The organism is Desulfamplus magnetovallimortis (genome assembly GCF_900170035.1).
GTDB classification, from domain to species: Bacteria; Desulfobacterota; Desulfobacteria; order Desulfobacterales; family Desulfobacteraceae; genus Desulfamplus; species Desulfamplus magnetovallimortis.
In genome coordinates this window covers 758,524-782,068 of record NZ_LT828540.1, presented here as the reverse complement: position 1 = coordinate 782,068, position 23,545 = coordinate 758,524, and the positions used below count along the sequence as shown (strand labels likewise).

Annotated in this window: 17 protein-coding genes; 11 read left to right on the top strand and 6 right to left on the bottom strand. The window is 40.4% G+C overall.

Annotation, left to right across the window (positions count from 1 at the left end):
* The first annotated feature begins 328 nt into the window (after window positions 1-328).
* Both MTBBW1_RS03040 and MTBBW1_RS03035 read left to right on the top strand, forming a co-directional pair.
* Entirely contained in the window at window positions 329-2,266 is a 1,938-nt protein-coding gene (locus MTBBW1_RS03040; protein WP_139786645.1) for a DUF2868 domain-containing protein, read from the top strand.
* A gap of 62 nt (window positions 2,267-2,328) precedes the next feature.
* Complete coding sequence (locus MTBBW1_RS03035) at window positions 2,329-4,050, top strand: GTPase/DUF3482 domain-containing protein (protein ID WP_245809222.1); 1,722 nt, start codon at window positions 2,329-2,331, stop codon at window positions 4,048-4,050.
* On the opposite strand, the gene MTBBW1_RS03030 is transcribed toward MTBBW1_RS03035, so the two are convergent.
* The 3 genes from MTBBW1_RS03030 to MTBBW1_RS03020 form a co-directional block, all read right to left on the bottom strand.
* Window positions 4,016-4,843 (bottom strand): GGDEF domain-containing protein, encoded by an 828-nt coding sequence (locus MTBBW1_RS03030; RefSeq protein ID WP_186441058.1) that lies wholly within the window; start codon window positions 4,841-4,843, stop codon window positions 4,016-4,018. The two genes, MTBBW1_RS03035 and MTBBW1_RS03030, sit on opposite strands and share 35 nt — an antisense overlap.
* Window positions 4,836-6,560, bottom strand: a complete 1,725-nt coding sequence (gene hflX, locus MTBBW1_RS03025) for a GTPase HflX (RefSeq protein ID WP_080798965.1) — start codon at window positions 6,558-6,560, stop codon at window positions 4,836-4,838. The genes MTBBW1_RS03030 and hflX overlap by 8 nt, the downstream gene beginning before the upstream one ends.
* 286 nt (window positions 6,561-6,846) lie before the next feature.
* Window positions 6,847-7,638: a hypothetical protein gene (locus MTBBW1_RS03020; RefSeq protein WP_139786644.1), complete on the bottom strand. Its 792-nt coding sequence runs from the start codon at window positions 7,636-7,638 to the stop codon at window positions 6,847-6,849.
* 216 nt (window positions 7,639-7,854) lie between these two features.
* Between MTBBW1_RS03020 and MTBBW1_RS03015 the strand changes: the two genes are divergently transcribed.
* Window positions 7,855-9,003 (top strand): lytic transglycosylase domain-containing protein, encoded by a 1,149-nt coding sequence (locus MTBBW1_RS03015; protein WP_080798960.1) that lies wholly within the window; start codon window positions 7,855-7,857, stop codon window positions 9,001-9,003.
* A gap of 69 nt (window positions 9,004-9,072) precedes the next feature.
* Here the strand turns inward: MTBBW1_RS03015 and rfaE1 are convergent, their stop codons facing one another.
* From rfaE1 to MTBBW1_RS03000, 3 genes are all read right to left on the bottom strand, one after another.
* Complete coding sequence (gene rfaE1 / locus MTBBW1_RS03010) at window positions 9,073-10,083, bottom strand: D-glycero-beta-D-manno-heptose-7-phosphate kinase (RefSeq protein WP_186441057.1); 1,011 nt, start codon at window positions 10,081-10,083, stop codon at window positions 9,073-9,075.
* 202 nt (window positions 10,084-10,285) lie between these two features.
* Window positions 10,286-10,831 (bottom strand): phosphatase PAP2 family protein, encoded by a 546-nt coding sequence (locus MTBBW1_RS03005; protein WP_186441056.1) that lies wholly within the window; start codon window positions 10,829-10,831, stop codon window positions 10,286-10,288.
* Between the two features lie 29 nt (window positions 10,832-10,860).
* Window positions 10,861-11,721 carry an ATP-binding protein gene (locus MTBBW1_RS03000; protein WP_080798953.1) on the bottom strand — a complete coding sequence of 287 codons (861 nt, stop codon included), beginning with the start codon at window positions 11,719-11,721 and terminating at the stop codon, window positions 10,861-10,863.
* Between the two features lie 445 nt (window positions 11,722-12,166).
* Between MTBBW1_RS03000 and ispF the strand changes: the two genes are divergently transcribed.
* From ispF to MTBBW1_RS02965, 8 genes are all read left to right on the top strand, one after another.
* Complete coding sequence (gene ispF / locus MTBBW1_RS02995) at window positions 12,167-12,667, top strand: 2-C-methyl-D-erythritol 2,4-cyclodiphosphate synthase (protein WP_080799690.1); 501 nt, start codon at window positions 12,167-12,169, stop codon at window positions 12,665-12,667.
* 6 nt (window positions 12,668-12,673) lie between these two features.
* A complete protein-coding gene (gene cysS / locus MTBBW1_RS02990) occupies window positions 12,674-14,212 on the top strand; it encodes a cysteine--tRNA ligase (RefSeq protein WP_080798950.1) in 1,539 nt (512 codons plus the stop codon).
* Between the two features lie 441 nt (window positions 14,213-14,653).
* Entirely contained in the window at window positions 14,654-16,387 is a 1,734-nt protein-coding gene (locus MTBBW1_RS02985; protein ID WP_080798948.1) for an AarF/UbiB family protein, read from the top strand.
* A gap of 105 nt (window positions 16,388-16,492) precedes the next feature.
* Window positions 16,493-16,711: a UXX-star selenoprotein family 1 gene (uxx1, locus tag MTBBW1_RS29930; RefSeq protein ID WP_281255610.1), complete on the top strand. Its 219-nt coding sequence runs from the start codon at window positions 16,493-16,495 to the stop codon at window positions 16,709-16,711.
* A 451-nt stretch (window positions 16,712-17,162) separates the two neighbouring features.
* A complete protein-coding gene (locus tag MTBBW1_RS02975) occupies window positions 17,163-19,082 on the top strand; it encodes an ABC-F family ATP-binding cassette domain-containing protein (RefSeq protein WP_080798943.1) in 1,920 nt (639 codons plus the stop codon).
* 31 nt (window positions 19,083-19,113) lie between these two features.
* Window positions 19,114-20,250 (top strand): ABC transporter substrate-binding protein, encoded by a 1,137-nt coding sequence (locus tag MTBBW1_RS02970; protein WP_080798940.1) that lies wholly within the window; start codon window positions 19,114-19,116, stop codon window positions 20,248-20,250.
* Window positions 20,251-20,395: 145 nt separating this feature from the next.
* Window positions 20,396-20,518: a hypothetical protein gene (locus tag MTBBW1_RS29925; RefSeq protein ID WP_281255609.1), complete on the top strand. Its 123-nt coding sequence runs from the start codon at window positions 20,396-20,398 to the stop codon at window positions 20,516-20,518.
* A gap of 63 nt (window positions 20,519-20,581) precedes the next feature.
* A partial coding sequence (locus MTBBW1_RS02965; RefSeq protein ID WP_186441055.1) for a HAMP domain-containing hybrid sensor histidine kinase/response regulator occupies window positions 20,582-23,545 on the top strand: 2,964 nt, incomplete at its 3' end.

Genomic DNA, 23,545 nt, shown 5'->3' with positions numbered 1-23,545 from the left:
ACGACTTTCATTCTTTCAATTGTTGCGGTCATCCGCAATGTACGTAATAAGGTAGTGTTCCTTTAAGTGATTTATGAGTAACGAGTCCGTTTATTAACCCAGATTATTTTCTTTGTAAACCTAACATATAAAAAAATACAATGAAACCTGATATTCTTCTTGTGCCTGTTTGGAAAATACAAAGCTGGGACAAAACATCTCACTCAATCATTCCACACTTTTTCAAAAAGTTGCATATCCTGTAAAGGAAAGGTATAAAAAGACGGAGATCATATTTGACAGGACTCATGTCTTGGCAGGTTGCCAATTGTTGAGAAGAGATATCAAGATGGAGGTTAATATCGAAAAAAACAGCCCTGATAAATCAGTTTTTAAAATCAGTGCCCGCAAAAACACTGATTCAAGTGATAACCAGTGGACTCCTGGTCGCATCATTGATCTTGAATATGCTTTGAATCAGGAGATGATGTGTGAAGATGAAGCTCTCTTGGCTGAAAGGGACAGGAAAATCTATTTAAACCATATTCTTGAACCAGAACAAAGGCAGGAGAATAATAATCCTGATCTTTTACATAGAGCCGGATTAAATGCATCCTTCAGGAGGAGATTAATGTCTGTCTGGCTTGCAAATCTTTCTGAAAAGTCATGGCCGGACTCAAAAATTCCAGGAGACTTTAGTGATGGAAGCTTTTTTTCTGCTAAAGATGAGTTGACTCCCGGAAATCTTTACGAAGAGCTAATGAGTGTACTTCGTATAATTCTTGTTACATCAGGGATTTTTACCGGATTGGCTTTATGTGTTTCATTTTTTTCATATACAGGCCAGCAACCTTTAAATATTTCATATTTTCTGGCCTTTATTCTGTTTCCACAGCTTGCACTTATTCTCTTTTTTATTTTGTTCTCTTTAGTGCTTAAGATGAAGCTCATCTCTCAATCTGCGTTTGTTCCATATCCTTTTTTATATACTGCTGTTGAAAAGCTTTTTATGTTTATGAACCGGAGTTTGCTCCAAAGGATATCACATGATCAGAAACAGGCTTTTCTATCTGCAATTGGTATTATTCGTAATGGCCAGAAGGTTTATGGACTGGTTTTTTTCTGGCCTTTGTTCATGGCAATGCAGCTTTTTGGGGTTGCATTCAACTGTTCGGTCATATGTTATATGCTTTTCAAGGTTTTGTTTTTTGACACTGCTTTTGGATGGCAGTCAACTCTTCAGTTTGGCCCTGATGTTGTGCATAAAATAGTAACACTTGTGGCAACGCCATGGTCATGGATAGAGCCTTCAGGATTTGCAGTGCCCTCACTTGAACAGATCATGGGAAGCAGAATGGTTCTAAAAGATGGCATATATAGCCTTGCAACGGAAAACCTTGTGTCATGGTGGCCGTTTCTTTGCATGGCAGTTGCAGTATATGGACTGTTACCACGCATAATATTTTTTATTTCCGGCTGGTTTGCGCAGAAGCGCTCCTTGAAGACAATTTCCTTTGATCATGCCAGTTGTTCAAGGGTAATTGGGCGCATGCTGACACCTGAAAAAAAAAGTTCATCTTCTCCATTTTATAAAACCAACTTTTCTGAAATTAACGATGGCATTTCTGACGATGCGATTTCCTATGCAATAAAAAATGAAAAGCCTGGCAGTGGTAATATTGGATTTTCCAATGAGGAGGATATGGATGATGAAAATAACAATCTGCATCTACAGAATGAGAGTGAAGAACTGCATATTCAGAATAAAAATGAGAAACTGTCCTTTAACCGTGTGAATGAAAATCAGCTCGTTAACCGTGTAAATGAAAAACTGCCTTCACATCCTTCATTTATTCTCCTGATTCCGGAAGAGATTAATTATCTCAAGGATAACGCCTCTTTTATAAAAAATGTGGAGTCTCGTTTTTTATGTCGTATATTGAAAACGGTTCAGGCTGGAATGGATCTATATATTGCTCTTGATGAAATTGAGAAGGCAGCTTTTGATTATGTTAATTGTCGCACCAAAAATTCAGAAAATCGGACAGAAAAAGAGCCAGGGGTGATCTTTTTGCAGGAAGCCTGGCAGCCCCCCATAAAAGAGACAATGCTTTTTCTGAAACGGCTCAGAGGAGTTCTGGGGAAGAAAAAACCGTTGGTGCTATCCCTTGTTGGAAAACCTCAAAACCAAACAAATTTTGCACCTGTGGGTGAAACAGACTGGAGAATATGGAAAATGAAGGCATCAAACCTTAACGATCCATGGCTCTTTATGGAAAAAATGTAAAGAATATGCAGATTTAGATTTTAATACGGCTGCAACAATTTACACCAAAAAGGCAAATTAAAATGAATTATTCAAATAAAGAAAGTGATAAACAACAAAATGATAACCTGCAAAACGATAACCTGCAAAACGATAACCTGCAAAATGCTAACCTGAAAAACGATAACCTGCAAAATGCTAACCTGAAAAATGATAGCCTGCAAAATGATAACGTGAGCAAAGATAAACTGCAAAATGATAATGTGGTCGAAGATAAACTGACAAAAGATAGTATGACCAGGGATAAACTGCAAACAGATCAGGAAAAAATTCCTGTTTTTGCCATTATAGGCCATCCCAATGAAGGAAAATCTTCTGTGGTTTCAACCCTTGCTGAAGATGATTCTGTGCGTATAGGTCCAATACCAGGGGAAACCATTTTCTGCCAGTCCTTTCCGGTGACCATTGACGGAAAAGAGATTATAACATTTGTTGACACTCCGGGTTTTCAAAATCCAAGGGAGACCCTGGCATGGATGCAGAAATACAATGGTCCTGATGAACTTTTGTTGCATAATTTTATCAAAGAGCACCAAAATAATCCTGATTTCAGGGATGAGTGTGAACTCCTGACCCCTGTGGCCAGAGGAGCAGGTATCATATATGTGGTTGATGGTTCAAGGCCCCTCAGGACCAGCGACCGCATTGAAATGGAGATCCTTCGCCTGACCGCAAGACCAAGAATGTCAATTATTAATTGCAAGGAAGATGATACAGCGTGGCTTGAACAGTGGAAAACAGAATTTCGGCGCCACTTTAATTCCATAAGAATTTTTAACGCTCACAAAGCAACATGGGCAGAAAGGATTGATCTCCTTGAAAGCCTTAAAGGGGTTGACCAGGATTGGCAGCCTGCCTTGAATTGCGTAATTGATGCATTCAGGAATGACTGGAGTGCCAGAAACACTCTTACAGCATCCATGGCTGTCAGGATGCTTGAAGAGATCATGTCTCTTTCTGTTACAGGTACCATAAGCGGAAATCAGAAGTTTGAAGATCTCAAAGCTACCCTTGAGGAGAGATTCAGAAAAGAGGTTGAAGTCCTTGAAAAGAGAACTCACTACAAAATACGCAAATTATACAGGCATAATATTTTTAACTGTGAACTCCCTGAGAACTCAATATTAAATGAAGATCTTTTTAGTGAAAAGACATGGCAGTTTCTGGGATTATCTCCAAGGGAAACCGCACTTGCAGCAGGAGCCGCAGGCGGGGCTGTGGGGGTTGTTCTTGATGTTGCAGCAGCAGGGTTGACATTTGGAGTTTTTTCAACAATTGGTGGAATCCTTGGAGCTGGATATGCAATGCTGAAGGGAAAGCAGATGGCAGAGATTAGCTTCAAGGGGGTACCCCTTGGCAGGGATAAGCTTCAAATAGGGCCTCTTTGCAATCTTAATTTTATGTATATTCTTCTTGATCGTCTGCTTATTTTTCACGGCAGTGTAATCAACTGGGCACATGCCCGCCGTGAGGTCACAGAGAACCTTTTCAATGAGATTTCTGAGCATCTCAGAGAAGGAGTTACTGTCAAGTGGAGTAATTCATCAAAAGAGGTGTGCCAGCTATTTTTTAAAAGTATATGCGGAAAAACCAAGGGCAACGAAAAGGATAATGTGAAAAATTTACATAACAACAGAGAGGCACGGCAGCATAAAACATCCAGTATAACAAAGCCTGATAATGCCCAGTTAAGGGAAAACATGAAAAATGTTATTCTGGCTGCCCTTGAAGGCGTGCCTCAATAAACCGATTTTTATTTTTTTCATTCCCTTCCACAATTCTTTTTTCCGGTATATATGCCACATACCTTCCCCTGCCTGCATTTTTGGCCTCATACATTGCAACATCTGCATTTTTGACAAGATCACAGGGATCTTTTGTTGTATGGTCAAGAAAGCTGATTCCAATTGAAGAATCAATAAAAACCGTTGCAGCTTCAAGTTGAAATGGTTTTTTTATGCTTAAAAGTATCTTTTGGGCAACCTGACATGCTTCCTGTTGATCCTTTATATCCGGCAAAAAGGCTGCAAATTCATCTCCTCCAAGGCGACCTGCGCAGCCGGAATCTCCAACTGCCTCACTGATGCGGTTTGCAGACTGCTTCAGAAGCTCATCACCAGCATCATGTCCATATGTGTCATTTACAGGTTTGAACCTGTCCAAATCAAGAAGTAGCAGAGCAAGTTTTCTGTTCTCTTTTTTTGCTTTTTCAAACATGGAGTCAAGGTTTGCATTGAAAAGTCCTCTGTTGGGAAGCCCTGTAAGGGGATCATGCTTTGCTGTGTGAAGTTCACTGCATGTTTTTTCAAGATCCCCTTCCATAAACTCAAGATGCAGTTCTCTGCCTTCTTTCTGAACCATGAGCATGGCAATATTTTCAGCAAGCATTCTAAGCTCTTCATTAATATCTTGTCTTACTGTATATGCAAAAAGAGCATTTCCTGCATTAATTTGATCTTCATTGGATTTTGCAATGTTAATATTAAAAACAATCTGATTCAGTTCTTTGACACTTTTTAACCATTCATAATCATTCATAATCATTTTCCTTCTGGATGGATGGGGCTGGTTCTAACATGCTTTGGTTAGTTTCCCTCGGCAGGGCATTATTGTAATAATTATTTGCTTCGTAACGATTATTCACCATCTCTTCAAGTCGGCTTACAAGTGGTTTAAGGGTTTCCTGCTTTGTTGCCGAGATCAGTACACCCTGGTTAAGAAGCCACATATTGTCAAAGGTGGCAAGCTCTATTCTGTCCTGTTTATTAAATACATAAATAAGGGGGATTTCATCCAGTTTAAGTTTTGCAAGAATTTTCTCAACAGACTGCATCTGCTGTTCATATCGGGGGTTGCTGATATCAATAACATGGAGAAGAATATCAGCATCCTCAAGCTCTTCAAGGGTTGCATGGAATGCCTCCATCAACTCCTCCGGCAGGTTCTGGATAAATCCCACAGTATCTGTAATGATTACCTCTATGTCCTTTGGAAATCTCAGACGTCTGCTTGACGGATCAAGGGTTGCAAAGAGCTTGTCCTCGGCAAGTATTTCGCTTTGTGTAAGGGTGTTCAGAAGAGTTGATTTGCCAGCATTGGTATAACCAACAATGGATATGACCGGTACCTGTTTTCTGTTTCTTTTTGCTCTCTGCTGGTTCCGTTGTTTTCTTATCTGCTTGATCTCCTTGCCAAGTTTTACAATTCTGTCTCTTACCCTTCTTCTGTTTATTTCAAGTTTGGTCTCTCCAGGCCCTCTTCCTCCTATGCCTCCTGTCAGTCTTGACATTGCGGTGTTTCTGGTGATGAGTCTTGGCAGAAGATATTTAAGCTGGGCAAGCTCCACCTGAAGTTTTCCCTCCCGACTTTTGGCACGGTTTGCAAAGATGTCAAGTATAAGCTGGGTTCGATCAATAACCTTCATCTCAACAAAATCAGTTATGGAGCGAATTTGGGCAGGTGTAAGCTCTGTATCAAAAATCATCATTGTGGCATGACGCTGGATTGCATTGATGGTAATCTCTTCAAGTTTACCTTTTCCAACAACAAATTTGGGATCAATGACCTTTCTCCGCTGGATGGCTCTGCCTGTTACATGGATACGGCTTGAGGTGCAAAGCTCTTCAAGTTCGTCAAGTGATGCCTGTGAGGTAAGTGGGTCTCCTGTTGTGACATGTATAAGCATTGCCTTTTCTTCATCAGTTTCTGTCCTGTAGAGTGCATTTTTTCTGGCAAGTTCCGACTCCAGGGCCATAATCAAGGCATTACAGTTAATGTCAAGATTGTTAATTGTTACCGGTGGAACAAGTTCATATGGAATACCCTCTTCAGTGGGCAGAATGTGGGCAGGATAAATTATGTCAGGCTCACCTTCAGGGGTTATGGTCACTGCTGCCATAAAATCAAGTCGAAGAAGCGAAAGGTCTGTTACGTCATCTGTTGTAAGAGACTCCCCAGGAACAAGATGGGTGTGGATACACCTGAGTCCTTTCAGTCGTCCAGGAAGTGCCTTGTAATCAGGAGTATCAGGAATGACGATTCTGTGGGGATCTCCTGCAATAACATGAACTGTTTTTCCTGCACGGTTTATAAGAAGGCCGACCTGACGCCGTATATCATGGGAAATGGCTGTCAGGGCATTAAGTTGTTGTTCTGTTATAAGCTCTTCAGGTGGGGTTCTGAAAAGATAGAGATTTTCAAGCGCCTTGATTTGTGTCGATTTAAGGCCGGTTGTACTGCCGATGATTTTTTTCATTTTGTGGGTTCTTTATTAGAAAGTCTGCATAATCTTGTTGTTAAAAAGACTTTCAACACTTAGATTGTGGCGAGCATACATCATCTCCTTATTACTCAAAGTCGACACCTATGATCTTGTAAGCCTTGTCAACACTGTCTGAATCAGGATTCCCAGGATTAACAGGATAATACAAGATTATCTATCCTGGACATCCTATTCATCCTGGTTATCCTGATTCAGACAAATGCAATAAGTTCTGAAAAAGCAATAAGATGTCGATTTTGAGTTATTAGGAGATGGTGACTCAATTTGTTAACTCTGTAATTTTCTTTTTTATTTTATATATATTGCCTTTTACAAATCCCTCGGGAATAACTTCAGGAGCCACTGTTTTAAGGCGTTCAGTCAATGCAAGTGACCCCGTAAGGGCATCCTGTGCACTCTGGGCAATTTCTGCTTTCTGTTCATCAACAAGTTGAAGTCCTGCATCCTGATTTACCCTGTATGAGACATAGAGAGCTTCCACCTTTGTCTCGATTTTTTCATAGGCTTTCTTCATCTTATCTTTTTCTTTTTCCCAGATTTTTATCTCTTTTTCAGCAATCTTTTTTTGATCAGGATATTGCTCTGCAATGGCTTTTATGCGTTCAATTTCATTTTCAAGAAGAATAACCTCGCTGTTAAATGTACGCAGGGAATCGTATATGGCCGGCATAAAGTCATATGAAAAGCGGAGGATCTCTTCAGGCAAAGTTATATTTACAAGCTCCTGCTGTGCATATCCTGCTGTTGCAGTATCAGCTTTCTTAAAATAGATACGATAGACAACAAAACCGGCAATGGCAACAGCAGCAAGCAGCATAAGGATAAAGATCATTTTTTTTATAGTAAAAAATTTTTTCTTTTTTCCGCTGCCTTTTGCATTGGATTCCGGCTGGGGAAGCTCTTCCGTTGCTCCTTTACCTTTGCCTTTTTTAGACTCCTTTGTTTCTTTTCCGGCAGCACTGTCTGAAGGTGTATCCGAGGCCTCTTTATTTTTTTTCTTTTTTCCAAACATAACGGAATCATATTTAACCGAGACAGGGTAAAAAGTCAAAAAAAACAATCTCATGAAAGAAGAAAAAAACAATTTCATGAAAGATGATTTTCATGCCTTGAAAGGGCAACTATAGGTATGTTTTATGGATTTTGGTGTACAATTGTTTATATTTGTGTTTAACTAAAACTTCATGGTCGAATTCAGAGGTAACCCCGGGCCATGAAAATAATCAGGGGGTATTTTCACGGTAATTTAAAAATAAGGAGCGTAGTAATGAAAATTTTCTTCAGGACGTTGCTGCCCATTGCAATACTTGCAATTTCGCTCTTGATCCCCGCCATATATGTGTCAGCGGCTGATCAGGAGTTTTCAATTGAACGTATGGAGCCACTGCCATCTCTATTCAAAAGCACAAGATATAGTGGTTCCCTTAATCTGTGCGGAGAAAAAATACCTGTCCACATACACGATGTCAGGGAACGCCTTGAAAAAGAGATGCTTCTGGCTCTGTGGGATCGTGCACAGGTTATTCTCTGGATAAAGCGGGCATCCCAGTATTTTCCCCACATGGAGCGTATTCTGAAAGAAGAGGGGCTTCCTGATGAATTAAAGTACGTTGCAGTAATAGAGAGCGGTTTGAGGGCAAATGCGGGTTCATCAAAGGGTGCTGTGGGATTCTGGCAGTTTATTCCTGATACTGCAAGAAGGTTTGGTCTGAGAGTGGATTCATCAATTGATGAACGAAGAAATCTTTTTAAATCAACAAGAGCTGCATGCGCCTATTTAAAAAAACTTTATGGACAGTTTAATTCATGGGCACTTGCAATGGCAGCCTATAACATGGGGGAGAGTGGCCTCTCCAATGAAATTTCGTTTCAGGAAATCAATGATTACTACCAGCTCTATCTGTACCTTGAAACCCAGCGCTACGTTTTCAAGGTTATTGCCGCAAGAGAGATCATGGAAAATCCTGGAAAATACGGCTTTAATTATACCAGTGAAGATCTATATCCTGTAATGCAGTTTTCAAAGGTTAACCTTAATTTACCCTCAAGGATTCCCCTTACTCTGATTGCCAGTGCAGCAGAGACTACATTTAAGGAGATCAAGGATCTAAATCCTGATATCAGGGGGTATCACCTCACTTCCGGAAAATATGAAATCTTCGTACCCCATGGTAGAGAAAGGGGATTTGAAAGGGCATTTTCAAACAGCTATTCAAGCTGGAAACAAAAAAACAGCTCTTCCGGCAACAGCGGCAGCTCTACTTCAAAAAAATATCATGTTGTAAGAAAAGGGGAGGGGCTTTCCATGATTGCCCAAAGATACGGGGTTCCGCTTTCCACTCTTCTCGGATGGAACAATCTGAAAAAAAACAGTGTGATTCACCCCGGGGACAGGCTTATTATCTACACAAAATAACCTGGCAATAAAAGTCTGAGTGCATTTACTGAGCCCAAGTTGAAGATGTTGCTATTTTTATCCCTTTTTTTAGTTGTTAGTATTTATGGCGAGTTCCAGCTCATCTTTGGTTACAGGCTGAGTTCCAACCTTGCCCACAACAATGCCGGCTGCTTTATTGGCAAGAAGTGCAGCATCTTCAAATGAGAGACCAATGGAGAGGCCGGCAGCAAGCACTGATATAACTGTATCCCCTGCACCGGATACATCATAGACCTGTCGTGCCTGGGTGGCCACAATAAAAGGTTTTTCATCTTTTCCTGTAAGACACATCCCTTTTGGTCCACGGGTTACAAGGAGCCATTCAAGCCCATACCTTTCTCTGATTTTGCGTGATATCTCCACAAGGAGCTTTTCCTCTTCAAGTGGATTTTCCGAATTATCACCAGATTCCATTTCACCGGCCACAAGATTGAGTTCAGCACTGTTTGGTGTTACGCAGGTTGCGTTGTTGTATCTTTCCCAGTCCCTCCCTTTTGGATCCACAAGAACAGGGATTTTTTGACTCCTGCAAAGGGAGATGACAGATTCTGTAAAACCTTGTGTCTGCAATAATCCCTTACCGTAGTCTGACAGAATGACGCTATGATATTGAGGGAGTGTCTTTTTTATTCTGGTCAGAAGAGACTCTTTTTCATTCTCTGACAGCACATGCTTTTTCTCTTCATCAATTCTGAGAAGCTGCTGCTTGATTGCCATGATCCTTGTTTTTGTTATGGTCATGCGGTTCTCATCATTAAGCAGATGGCAAGATATTCTGTTTTCTTCAAGCATCTTTTCAACTCTGCTTCCAGCACTGTCCATGCCGCACAGTGCTATGATATTGCAGTTGCACCCAAGTGATGATAGGTTAAGTGCCACATTGCCGGCACCTCCGAGCATGTATGTCTTTTTCTGGGCATGTACAATGGGTACCGGAGCTTCCGGTGAAATTCTCTCAACCTTTCCCCAAAGGTAGCAGTCCAGCATTATATCTCCTATCACCAGAATATTTGCATTCTGAAAATCATTCAGTTGCGGAATGGGTCTATTTTTTGCCAAGCTGTCTCTCCTGTGCTTTATCATGTTTACTCAAAGTTGACACCTATGATCTTGTAAGCCTTGTCAACACTGTCTGAATCAGGATACCCAAGATTAACAAAGATAAGGCAGGATTATCTATCCTAAACATCCTTTTTATCCTGGCTATCCTGATTCAGACAAATTCCGAAACTGCAAAAAAGCAATTAGATGTCGATTTTGATTATAAAAGTAAGTTGTACAATATTAAGGCGCATACTAATCCCCCTGATGCACCTGCTATTACATCTGACAGATAGTGCTTTAAAAGGTAAATTCTACTGAAAGAGACAATGGCTGCCACAAAAAAAAGGGCAGGCGTAAGTTCAGCGCACCAGAGGCCTGCAATGGTTGCAGCAAGTGCAACACGGTATGCATGCTGGGAGGGGAAAGAATAGTTGTTCCAGTGTATGATTGATGACTTTCTGGGTTGCGGCCGCGCCCTTTTTACCACATAGCGTATCACTATTATGATCAAAAGACCCAGAATCTCCCCTGCAATCAACTGGTAAACAACGATTATAAATGGATGGTTGTGATAGAAAAGCGCACAAAAGTAAAAGAGTATCCATACAGGCCCGTCTCCAATGTGGGTAAGAGAACCCAATATTTTGCTGCACCACGGGTTTTCATTTTTTTCCATAAAAACAGAGACAGATTCATCAATCAGCATGATTCTGTTCAACAAAACACTCTTTTCAACCATTTTTTCAATCATCTTTTGAAGCATCTGCTTAAAATTTCCTAATGGCATGCAGCTTATGATCTTCTAAAAGATGCAGCATGCAAACCCTTTAAAAGGCCATCAAAAATATCACCTGTAAAGGTCAACGGATTTGCGTAGGCTGTAAATCCCTTTCTGGGTCTGTGGCCAAGTGAGATAAAAAGAAGCTGCTCTTTTGAGAAACGGGACGCTTTTTCAGGAGTCATTTCAAGTTCCCTGCAAAGGTTTTCCATAACTTTGAAGCCTTTGGCAGGTCTCAGTTTTATCTTGAGAAAGCTTTCCGGGACATTAAAAATATCACCATCGCCGACTTCAAATGCCTTTTTACCAACATTTTTAAGTAGTTCATAGTTCATAAGCTCCAGAAGATATCCTCCCCTTTTTCTGTGAAGCACTTTTTGCATGGACAGAGAGACAGGTTCATCTATATATATGATGGCATCAAAATTGTCGATATTTTGTGTCCTGAAAAGTCTGTGATGTTCATAAATTGTGTCTTTTTCACTGAGATCAACCGCTTTTTCCATATTCGTGTGATCAAGGGAGCGCCAGGACATATTGTATTTTTCAGCTAAAAGGCGTGCAAGGGTGCTTTTTCCGCTTCCAGGAACGCCATCAATTCCAAGCCTTTCCGGAAAGAGTGAATATCTTCTGAAAAATGATACAATGGAGTTGATATGGTTGTTGACAACTTCAGGATAAGCCTGGTTTTCAGGTTCCTGATTTACAAGTTGCATATATTTTGATTCCAGGGTGGCTTTAATTCCGGGTCTTTTTAAAATCGAGTGTCCGGTTTCTATGGCTGCTGCAATCAGAAGACGTGTGGACGTTTTTGACTTGAATCCAAGCCGGTCGGCTATTCTTATTATATTTTCTGAAAGAGGGGAAGGGGTCATAATGATCTCTTTATATTTTTGAGTTACTTCATTGACTTTATTGTGTAAGTTTTAAAATGACTTTCAACACTTCGATTGTGGTGGTCATCCGCCATGTTGGTTTTAGAGCAACAAGAAAACAGCAATAGTTCCTCATGTTAAAAATCATGCCATAATAAGAGTGTTTAAGCCAGAAATTTCCAAAAAAAATGGGCATCTTTCATTTCCCAGTTTACACTTTCCCGAAAAGAATGCCCGTTTTTCGGGGATACTGTTCTGGAAAGTGTAAAGTACTTTCTGTATGATATGAAGGATGCCAAAAAATGACATTTAAAATAGCTTTCATCTATTTGATTGTGGCGGCCATCCGCTATGTACGTTATATATAATAATTCGCGCATGCTTGCCGTAAAGAAACAATAAGAGAATGCAGCATGTTAAACTGGAAAAAAGGAAATCACAAATTATGACATTCAGAATAGGTTCCGGATATGATGTACATGCTCTTGTGCATGACGTTAGCCGTAAATTGATTCTTGGCGGTGTGACTGTTCCCTTTGATAAAGTCCTTAGAGGGCACTCCGATGCAGATGTATTGGTTCATTCTGTGTGTGATGCAATTCTTGGCGCAGCAGGTCTTGGGGACATAGGCAGGCATTTCCCTGACTCTGATCCATTGTACAAGGATATCTCAAGCCTAATACTTTTGAAGCGATGTGCCAATATACTCAATGAGGCGGGTTACGCCATTGAAAATATTGACACAACTGTGTTTGCACAGGCCCCGAAGCTTGAGCCTTACAAGGATGAAATGTCTCATAAAATTGCGTCAACCATTGAAATCTCCCCTGAATCTGTTAATGTAAAAGCAACCACTACAGAAGGACTTGGCTTTGAGGGAAGAGGGGAGGGCATTGCTGCCCATGCCGTTGTTTTAATAAGGAAAATTTCAAAAAAATCAGGATGAACAAATATGAGCTTGAAAATTTATAACACACTGACCGGAAAGAAAGAAGAGTTTGTACCTCTGAAACCAGGAAAGGTGGGAATGTATGTCTGCGGCCCCACTGTCTATGATACAAGTCACATCGGTCATGCCAGATCTGTTGTTATTTTTGATGTGATATTCAGATGGTTTAGAGCCTCTGGATATGATGTATGTTATGTGAGAAACTTTACAGATGTGGATGACAAGATCATTAACAAGGCAAATGAAACAGGCCATGATCCTATTTATATATCTGAAAAATATATCAAAGAGTTCCACAACGAGATGGATTCCCTGAATGTTTTAAGGCCAACCATTGAGCCAAAAGCAACTGAACATATTCAGGATATCATAAACTTTATCTCAAAGCTGATTGAAAATAAAAAAGCCTATCATGTGGAAGGTGGTGACGTCTTTTTTTCAATCTCATCATTTGAAGGATATGGGAAACTTTCCGGCAGAAATCCTGATGATATGATTGCCGGTGCAAGAATTGCCGTTGATGAAAACAAGAAAAACCCCATGGATTTTACACTCTGGAAACCTGCAAAGGAGGGAGAGCCTGCATGGGAAAGCCCCTGGGGGCCCGGAAGACCCGGATGGCACATTGAATGTTCCGCAATGAGTAACCGTTATCTTGGTGAGGGCTTTGATATACACGGTGGTGGAAAGGATCTTATATTTCCGCACCATGAAAATGAAATTGCCCAGTCAGAGGCTCTTTCCGGATGCCAGTTTGTTAAATACTGGGTTCATAATGGTTTTGTGGATATAAACAACGAAAAGATGTCAAAATCCCTTGGCAACTTCACAATGATAAAAGATGTTCTTAAGAGATATCATCCAGAGGTCATACGTCTTTTTCTTCTGTCAAAGCACTACAGAAGCCCCATTGACTATAATGAAAATTCAATGGATGAAGTTATTTCAAGCCTTGACAAGATATATGGATTCCTTGACAGGGCACAGAAGGCAGGGGTTGAGCTTCTCCTTGAACCATGCTTTGACTTTTCCGAAGATAAAAGTTCCGGAACCAAAGATGGTAATACTTTATATTCCGGAGCTAAAAGCTCTGGGAATGTTTCAGGAGGAGAAGACTTTGCTATCTTCAGGGAAGCAATGGATGATGATTTCAACTCAGCAAGGGGTATGGCTGCTGTTTTTGATTGTGTGAGAAAGGGCAATAAAATCCTTGATGACAACAGTGAATCATTGCAAAATAGTGAAACATTGTCATCTTCCCAAAAAGAAAAATTAGAAACTATCTGTTCAGATCTTAAGAAAATGGGTGAGATACTTGGTATTATTTCCCATGATCCGGCAGAATATTTCAGAAGCAAAAAAGAGGAAGGAATTGCCATGAAAGGCATTGATCCTGCTTTTGTTGACAGCCTTGTTGCCGAGCGAACAGAGGCACGAAAGGCAAAGAATTTTGCCAGAGCAGATGAGATAAGAGCACAACTTGATGAAATGAAAATAGTTCTGGAAGATGGGCCTGGAGGAACAACCTGGAAATTTGTTTAAGAGCATAACAGAAGACACTCAGGATAGATAATCCTGCCTTATCCTGTTAATCTTGGGAATCCTGATTCAGACAGTGTTGACAAGGCTTACAAGATCATAGGTGTCGATTTTGAGTATATAGCTTTCCAGAAAAATATTTTATTTGGTCAAAAAAATTAATCCAGATAAGAGATTGTTAGACTTTTCCATTATCAATTTAATTATCTGGAATACTATACTCGTCAGTCATAACTTCTCTAAATGGAGACCACAGATAGTATTTTTCAAAGAATTGAAAGTACAATATGTGGTGGTGGATTTGAGAAGTTAGGACTCTTATAGTAGAAGTGTGTAATGTAAAAGAAGTGTATAAAAAAGAGTGCTCTATTTATATCCGGTTCTTTTATGCGTATTGTTTACCTTGTAACGATGCCAAAATTATAAAAGAACAGGGATATAATAATGATAAATACCACAGAAGAGAAGAAGAATGAGACCTCTGAAAACACAGATGCCAATTTGTCTTTTTCAAAATATTTGGAAGTTCTGTCACTGATTGATGGGAAAACTCCGCCCAGATCGGTTGTTTTTCAGCGTACAATGGAAATAGTCTCGGACGATATCTCAAAAGGAAATCTGCCTTCTGTAATCAGAACCATGCTTGTTTCAGCAGGCGTGGATGGTTTTCTCCCGCCCCAGTATGCCAAGTTCCGTAAAGTTGTTCTGGAAGGTGCTGTTTATCTTATAACTCACCTTTCCAGAGAGCGGATTGTTGACAAAATTGTTGATCAGCTCACGCTTCCCATGGATGCAGACTCTGGCAAGCGCATATGCACATTAGTAAAGGATATGCCAACTCTCCATAAATTAAGTCAGATCATAGGTAGAAGCCCTGGAGTTGAAGAAGACTTTAAAAAATCACTTGTTGATCTTGAAGACAACATGGCAACAGTTACATTCAAGGATCTTTCAGGTGTTCTTGTTGACGATCTTGTACATGGAAAAAATAGCCATCCGGCTCAATCAGATCAGTGCCGCTCTCTATATCTTGAGCTGGAGGAGAATATTCTTGCAGAAGCAAGTGTCTGTGCTGTTATTCCGGCTAAAATGTACATTGAATTGCCAACTCAAATGAACAGTAAAAAAATCCCTGGTAAAAACAATGATTTTTTAAAGAGCCCAAAACCTGTTGTTTGTAAAATGGTCAAGCCATTCATAAAGAAAAACATGGCAGCCGAACTTGCTTTGTGGGGGCACCTTGGAGAGTATCTTGATGAAAACAAAGATGAGTGGGGGCTTGGAAATTTTCAGTTTAAAGGTACCATTGACCAGGTGAGCTGGCTGCTCCAAAATGAGGTGGATCTGCATCTTGAGCAAAAGAATCTTGAGGCTGTATCTAAATATTACAGTGCTGAACCTTCTGTATATATACCCCAAAAAATGCCTTTTTCAACTCCGAATGTCACAGTTATGACACGCCTTGACGGCACCAAAATCACCGATGTGTCCCATCTCTCTTTAAAACAGAGGCGTTCCATTGCAAAAAAGGTGACCCAGCTTTGTATTCTCAGACCCATTATTGACCTTGAGCGTGAAAGCATCTTTCACGGTGACCCACATGCAGGTAATATAGCTTACCGGTTCAGGGACAACAAACCAGAGATAATCTTCTATGACTGGGCAATGGTAGGCCGTCTAAGCCGCCTGGAGCGTATGGCAGTGGTTTTAATGATTTCAGGATTGATAGCCGGCAATTCAACCTTGATATACTATGCCGCAGATATTATGTCCGGAGGGACAATAACTTCGGATTCAGAGCTTGGAAAAAAGGTCATGGATATAGTTTCCGAAAATGTTGAATCAAGGGGTACATGTATAACCGGCGTACTCTCCTCTGTGGAATCCCTGATTGAACAGATCATGTATCTTGGAGTTGTTTTTTCTCCTGATCTTCTTGTTTTTGAAAAATCACTGGTAACCCTCAAGGGAGTGCTTGCTGACATTGATCCAGACTTTGACAGGGATGAATATGTAGTTCTTGCTGCTGTTTTAAGGCTTGCAAGTGATGTTGCCCATTTCAGGCTTCAGGGCATGATTATTCATGAGTTATGGAATTTTTATAAATACAGCATTTCATTGTTTTTTGATGTTCAAAAGGCTATTCTCAAATTTGGATGGGATATGGTCAGGGTATAGTAAGGCTTGTGAACCCTGTATGAAATCAGATTGTGCCATTTTCAAGTAACTCACTCGGAAGATGGCAATTCTGACACTTTGAACATTTAAAAAAGGAGAGTGCAAATGGAAAGCAAGAACAAGATTTTCGGCAAAAGTAGCTGACCCCACACAACGGCTGCTCGTGAAGCATTCACAAAACAGAATATCGAATTCAGTTATTTTGATGTCATAATGGAGCCTTCCAATCTTGATACCATGCTTGAAATTTCCGGTGGTGCCAGAAACGTACCGGTGATTCTAAAGGAAGGAGAGGTAACCATAGGATTCAACGGCAAAAGCTGACGTGTGTAAAAAAGATTGGCTGTAAGCTGATCATGAAGCAGACCCAAAAACCTTATCTTTTTGATGGAAGGTTTGCTGTTTAGTAAAAACCCTTTGCAAAGCTTTACTGCAAGGGGTTTTTTTTGTTTGGCAATATGGTGATACAGAATCATTCACGCTGGCATAAATTGGGAAAAAATGGTAAATCAGATGTCGGAATTGATTTTTAATAACTTGTCCATTCAACTAGCCCCAGCCACATTTTACAGACTTGCAAGGGGGAGTTTGGGTAAGGAATGAGTACGAAATAAGGTGTCCAATTAGAACTCTCAAAAGTACGGCTTAAAGTGGTCGCTTGTTTTGAAATGGGCAAATTATTTAAGACTCATTCCTAAGTTAATTAAACCCAATTACTCATGAGTGTTTACTGGGCAATAAAATATAACCACAAAAAATTGAAAAATAAATTAAAATGACACTTTTATTCAGTTATAAATCTCTCTATAAAACCTATGGTGAAGATAATCTCTTTGAAGATCTCTCCTTTAATGTTAAAGCTTTAGAGAAACTTGGCCTGATAGGCAGTAATGGCAGCGGAAAGTCAACTCTTCTCAAGCTTGTTGCAGACAGAGCTTCAGCCGATGGCGGAGAGAGATATCTGAAGCAGTTGACCCGCCTTGTATATCTTCCCCAGGAAGATGAGCTTGAGCCTGACAAAAGCATTGAAGAGACACTTATGGAAGCTCTATCCCATGAGCCTGTTGATGACCAGGAAAAATTCAGGCGAATAAAGCGAATGCTGGGAAGATCTGGATTTGAAAACGAACATGCCCTATGCAAAACATTGTCCGGTGGCTGGAAAAAGCGACTTGCAATTTCCCGCGCCCTTTGCCTTGAGCCTGATCTGTTGCTTCTTGACGAACCTACCAACCATCTTGATATCAATGGAATTCTGTGGCTTGAAGAGATTCTTGGTGGTGGCGATTTTGCCTTTGTGGTGGTAAGTCATGACCGATGTTTTCTTGAAAATGTCTGTCACAGGATCATGGAGATAGGAAAGTGCTATCCCGAAGGTTATCTTGCAGCCAACGGAGGCTATAAGCACTTCATGCAGCAGAGAGAAACTCTTCTTGATGCACAGTTAAAACAGGAAGAGATTCTCTCAAATAAGATGAGACGGGAAACCGCATGGCTCAACCAGGGAGCCAAAGCACGTACAACCAAGGCCAAATACCGGATTGATCAGGCAGAGCAACTTAGGCTGGAACTATCAAGAGTCAAACATCGTAATCGTCAGACCGGCACGGTTGACATTGATTTTCATACAACTGACAGAAAAACAAGGCAGCTTCTTGTTTGCCATAATGTTGGAAAAAGTGTTGCTTTGTCCAACAGGATTAACGATGGGGAGAGTACTCCTGATAAAAATATATTTAATAGTGTCGGTAATAATAGTGCCGGTAATAGAACTCTTTTCAGAAATATAACTTTAAAGCTGCTTCCAGGCACGCGTCTTGGTCTTATGGGGGAAAACGGCAGTGGAAAAACCACATTCATGCAGATCCTTGAAAATATTGTGGAACCTGATGAAGGTACTGTAAAACGTGCTGAAAATCTTAAAATTGCTGTTTTTGACCAGAACAGATCCCGCCTTGACCCCGATATGACGCTAAAAGATGCCTTAAGCCCGGCAGGAGATGCTGTTGTTTACAAGGGCAAAAGCCTTCATGTGGTATCATGGGCAAAAAAATTTCTATTTACACCAGATCAGCTAACTCTGCCCATAAGGCGACTTTCAGGTGGAGAAAAGGCAAGGATACTTATTGCCGAGCTTATGCTTAAACCTGCTGACATTCTGCTTCTTGATGAGCCAACAAATGATCTTGATATTCCCTCCCTTGAAGTCCTTGAAGAGAGTCTTCTTGAGTTTCCTGGAGCTGTTGTCATTGTCACCCATGACAGGTTTTTGCTGGACAGGATTGCCACTTCTGTGCTCTATCTTGACGGTATTGGAGGGGCTTATATTTTTGCCGATTACAGGCAATGCCTTGAGAGACAGAAAGAATCAAAAAAGGCAACTTCAAAAAGTGTGAAAAACAGCGATAATCCTGACACTCTTAAAGCTGCTAAACATAAAAATGGAAGTAGCAGTAAAAACAAAAAGGGCAAGGCATTTTCCTACAAGCACAAATTTGAGCTTGAGCAGATGGAAGAAAAAATAATGGAGGCAGAGGCACAGCTTGAAAATCTCCAATCAAGAATCCAGGAACCAGATGTAACAGATAATCCTGAAGAGCTTGCAAAGGTATGTTCCATGCTAAATGATGCCCAGGAAACTGTGAATAATCTTTATGAAAGGTGGGAAGAGCTTGAAAACCTTAAAACTGCCTGAAGCTAAATGATATACATAAGGAGCTTTGAATATGGCCAGAAAATTGATAAAGTCACTTTTGTTCTTGATAACCATTTTTTTGTTTCTTTCAACCATTTCCTGTACAGAGAATGCTTCTCCTGTACGTGTTGGAGCAGCTCTTGTTCTTACAGGCCCTGCTTCCTATGTTGGAGAAGAGATAAGGGACGGCCTTATCATGGCTGTTGAGGAGATTAATGAGCGTGGCGGCATTAATGGACGAGCAATTGAGCTTGTAATTGAGGATGCAACTGCCCCGCCTCCGGATGGTTTGTCATCTTCAGGCAACTTCTTGGATCCTGGTAAAAGTGCATTTGATGCACTTGAAGAGAAAAATCCCATTGTGATTGTTTCGTCATTGAGTTCTCTTTCTATAAAACTTGCCCCCATTGCTGAAAAGAGAAAACGCCTTATGGTGGGACTTGTGGCCACAGCGCCTGAATTGACAAAAACCGGGGATTGGGTATATAGATACTGGCCTACTGCTGAGCATGAAGCTCCACCCCTAGCAGAACTTTTTGAGCAGCTTGGACATACCACAAAGGGGTTTGGCGTCATTTATCTTGATGATGCATATGGCACATCTGTTTTCAGGGATCTGGAAAAGAGATGCAAAGCATTTGGCTCAAAAATAGTTCCTGCTCCGTTTCCTCTATCTGGAAAAAAATTTTCCGCTGAGGTGGAGCTTATAAAAGAGACTTCAGCCGTTTGCGTCATAGGCTTTGATGTGCATATTATAAATATTCTGAAAGCTCTCCGTGAGATCGGATATCAGGGTGATATTATCTCCACCACAACAGCGACACTGCCCTCTGTTACCTCTATACCTGAAGCTGAAAATGTTTATGTTACAGCTCCTGCCATTTATAATAAGAATTTTCATTTTACTGACGAGATTAAAAACCGTTACAATCAAAAGTTTGGAAAACCATTTACCCAGTACTCAGCAAACGGGTATGATTTTATCTATATTTTATCAGGGATTCTTGAAGATCAGCCTGTGACCATGGATGCTCTCAAGGGTATGTTTGAAAAGGGTTTTGTCTATTCAGGTGTTTTTGGAAACATTGAACTTAAAAGTGGAAAAAAAGATATTCTTTTTCCTATCTTTCCTGCACAAATTATAAATGGTAATATTCTTTTTAGATAAACCCCTATGTTTGCTGACGCATCACAACAAAACATGAAAGCCGATGTATATCCTCAAAATCGACATATTATTGCTTTTTCCGAAGTTATTGCAGTTGTCTGAACCAGGATAACCAGGATGGATAGGATGCTCAGGATAGATAATCTTGCCTTATCTTGTTAATCTTGGGAATCCTGATTCAGACAGTGTTGACAAGGCTTACAAGATCATAGGTGTCGATTTTGAATATATCAGCATGTTATTGAGACTTCCTAATAAACAGGTATGATTAATTGTGTACTAACCATGCCCAAATGTAAAAATGATAGTCATTTTCACGGTAAAATTCAAGATGCGTATAAGGAATAAAATTTCCATTCTCGTGTTTTTTTTATTGCTGCTGCTTTCTGTGTTGGGTCTCTATTCTATTAATGTCAGCAGTAATGCCCTTGAGATATCATATGGCCGGAATATGGTACGAATGGCCCAGGTGATGCATGATCAGATCGTAAATATTCTCTCCTTTAAGGTGGAGTCTCTCCAGACCATTGCCTTAAGGCCGGAAATCATGGAGTATCTTGATGATTCAAACAGACGGTTTGACAGTATGATAACACCCCATGACTATATTCGTGATAATGATATCTTATGGAGAAAAACAACCACTTCATTACAGCATGGTACAGGTGCCGGCGATATAACGAGGCTCATGGAGATCTGGAGGGTTAATCCTGTTTTATTCTGGGATACGTTGGCACTGCCTCCCCAGGAGAAGGGAGAACTTGCAGTTGACAATATTATTCCTCTTATTGCAAGGCTTTCAAATAACAGCGTTTCCATGCTTTTAAGGGAACTCTTTATCTATTTTTACGAGAGAAACAGGGGCCAAAGTATTTTTTCCGAGATATTTCTTACAAACAGGTATGGGGCAGTTGTGGCCATGTCCAATATAGTTGAGGATTATGATCAGTCAGATGAACAGTGGTGGCAGCAGGCCATGTCCAATGGTCTCTATATTTCAGAAGTGCAACATGATGCATCTGTTCAGGGCTATGGTATGACAGTTGCCGTTCGTTTGGATGAGCCTGATAATAAACCTGTTGGTGTAGTAAAATCTGTTATATCTTCACACTGGATTCTTCGTGAAGTAAAAAGCATAACAAGGATGCATCAATACACAGATATAAAGGTTGCCACTGTTTCCGGAAAACTGATCTATTCAAGCAAACCCTTCAATTTTCTTGAAGATGTCTCGGAACGTCCCTTTTTTAAAACGTCCATTTCACCCGAAGGATTCACTATAGTAAGGGAGGGGGCAAAGGATAAAATCTATGCCAGCGCATCCCTTTCAAAAAATGGGGAAGATCAATCACTGTTTCCAGTAAATGCATCAAAACATTCGCTTAATAAGCTTGACTGGGTGCTTTTTATGGGTCATCAGGTGGAAGATGTGCTTGCGCCAATATACCAACTTCAAAAAAGAATGTTAATGGTATATTCAGCGGTAATATTATTGAGTCTTATTGTGGCATTTTTCTTTGGAAGGCGACTTGCACGTGCAATTTCATCTGTAAGGGATGCGGCAGTTGATGTAACCAAAGGAGATCTTTCCCGAAGGATTGATCTTGTGCAAAACCGCAGGGATGAGCTGGGTGAGCTTGCCGAATCATTTAATATTATGACCTCACGTCTTGAGACCTCCTATAATGCGCTGGAACAGGAGATAAGAATAAGAAAAGAAGCAGAAAAAGCGGCAGATGCTGCCAATATGGCAAAAAGTAATTTTCTTGCCAATATGAGTCATGAGCTCAGAACTCCTCTTAATGCCATTATCGGCTTTAGTCAGTTAATGAAAAATGACACTAACTCAACCTCTGAACAAAAGGAAAGAACAGGTATTATTTTAAAGAGTGGCATGCATCTGCTGGTTTTGATCAATGATATCCTGGAGGTGTCAAAGATTGAAGCGGGCAGGCTTGAAATTGAAATTTCCACTTTTGATTTACATCAGCTTATTAATGATGTTATCTCAATGATTGAGCCAAGGTTTGCTAACACAGAACTTCAACTTGTAAAAGATATAGATCCTGAGATACCTGTGTGGTTTAAAGGGGATCAGCAGAAAATTAAGCAGGTTCTCATTAATCTGTTCGGTAATGCTGTTAAATTCACAAAAGAGGGGAGTGTGACTTTAAGGGTTGTATGTGGTCAGTTTTTCTGTTTTTCTCCGGAAATCAGTGGTGAATCTGGAAAAAGTAATGTATCAGAAATATGGAGCGAAGAGTCTGAAAAAAGGGATCTACCGGAAACAAGGAATGAATCTGAAAGATGGAATGACTCAGACATCAGAAGTAAATCAGGCGTCAGTAATGAATCAGAAATGAGTATGTTTATTACTTTTGAAGTGAGTGACACTGGTGTGGGGATTGCTCCTGAAGAAAAGTCCAAACTCTTCAAAAAATTTTCACAGACAAATACCGGAATTAAATCAGGCGAGGGTACGGGGCTTGGGCTTTCCATATCCCATGAATATGTCCGCCTTATGGAAGGAGAGCTGACCGTTGAAAGTGATGTTGGCAAAGGTTCAACATTCAGGTTTACCATTCCTTTACAGCCTGTTGCTGTTGATGAATCCCTTGGTAGCTCCAGGCAGAATTCAACATTGAGGGTCTCAACAATTGCCCCTGGTCAAAAACATTTTCGTATTCTTGTGGTTGAGGATAATGCAGAAAATCGGAATCTGCTTCTGCAACTGCTTCTTGATGCAGGGTTTCAGGTGAGATCTGCGGAAAACGGCCTTAAGGGGGTTGAGCTATTTGAGTCATGGCATCCCCATTTAATATGGATGGACATTCGTATGCCTGTTATGGACGGTTATGAAGCGTCACGGCGTATCAAAGAAAGTGATAATGGCAAAAATGTGGTTATCATAGCCTTGACAGCAAGTGTTTTTGAGGAGCAAAAGCATAAAATACTCTCCGCTGGATGTGATGATTTTATACGAAAACCTTTTTTGACTGAAGATATTTTTGATGCCATCTCCCGCCATCTTGGTGTAAGATATCTCTATGAAGATAGCTCGCACACTCAAGGAGAGAGCATACTAAGGGTGCATCATCATGACCTTGCCGATGATGCAGAATCATTATCAAATCATCCAGAAAATGGTTTAAAAAAATTGCCACAGGAAATTGTTGATACCCTAAAACAGGCAATTGTTGCACTTGATATTGAATCCATTGATGATGCTATCAATGAAATAGAAAAAACAGATAAATCAATCGCTTATAAATTATCCACTCTGGCCTCAAATTTT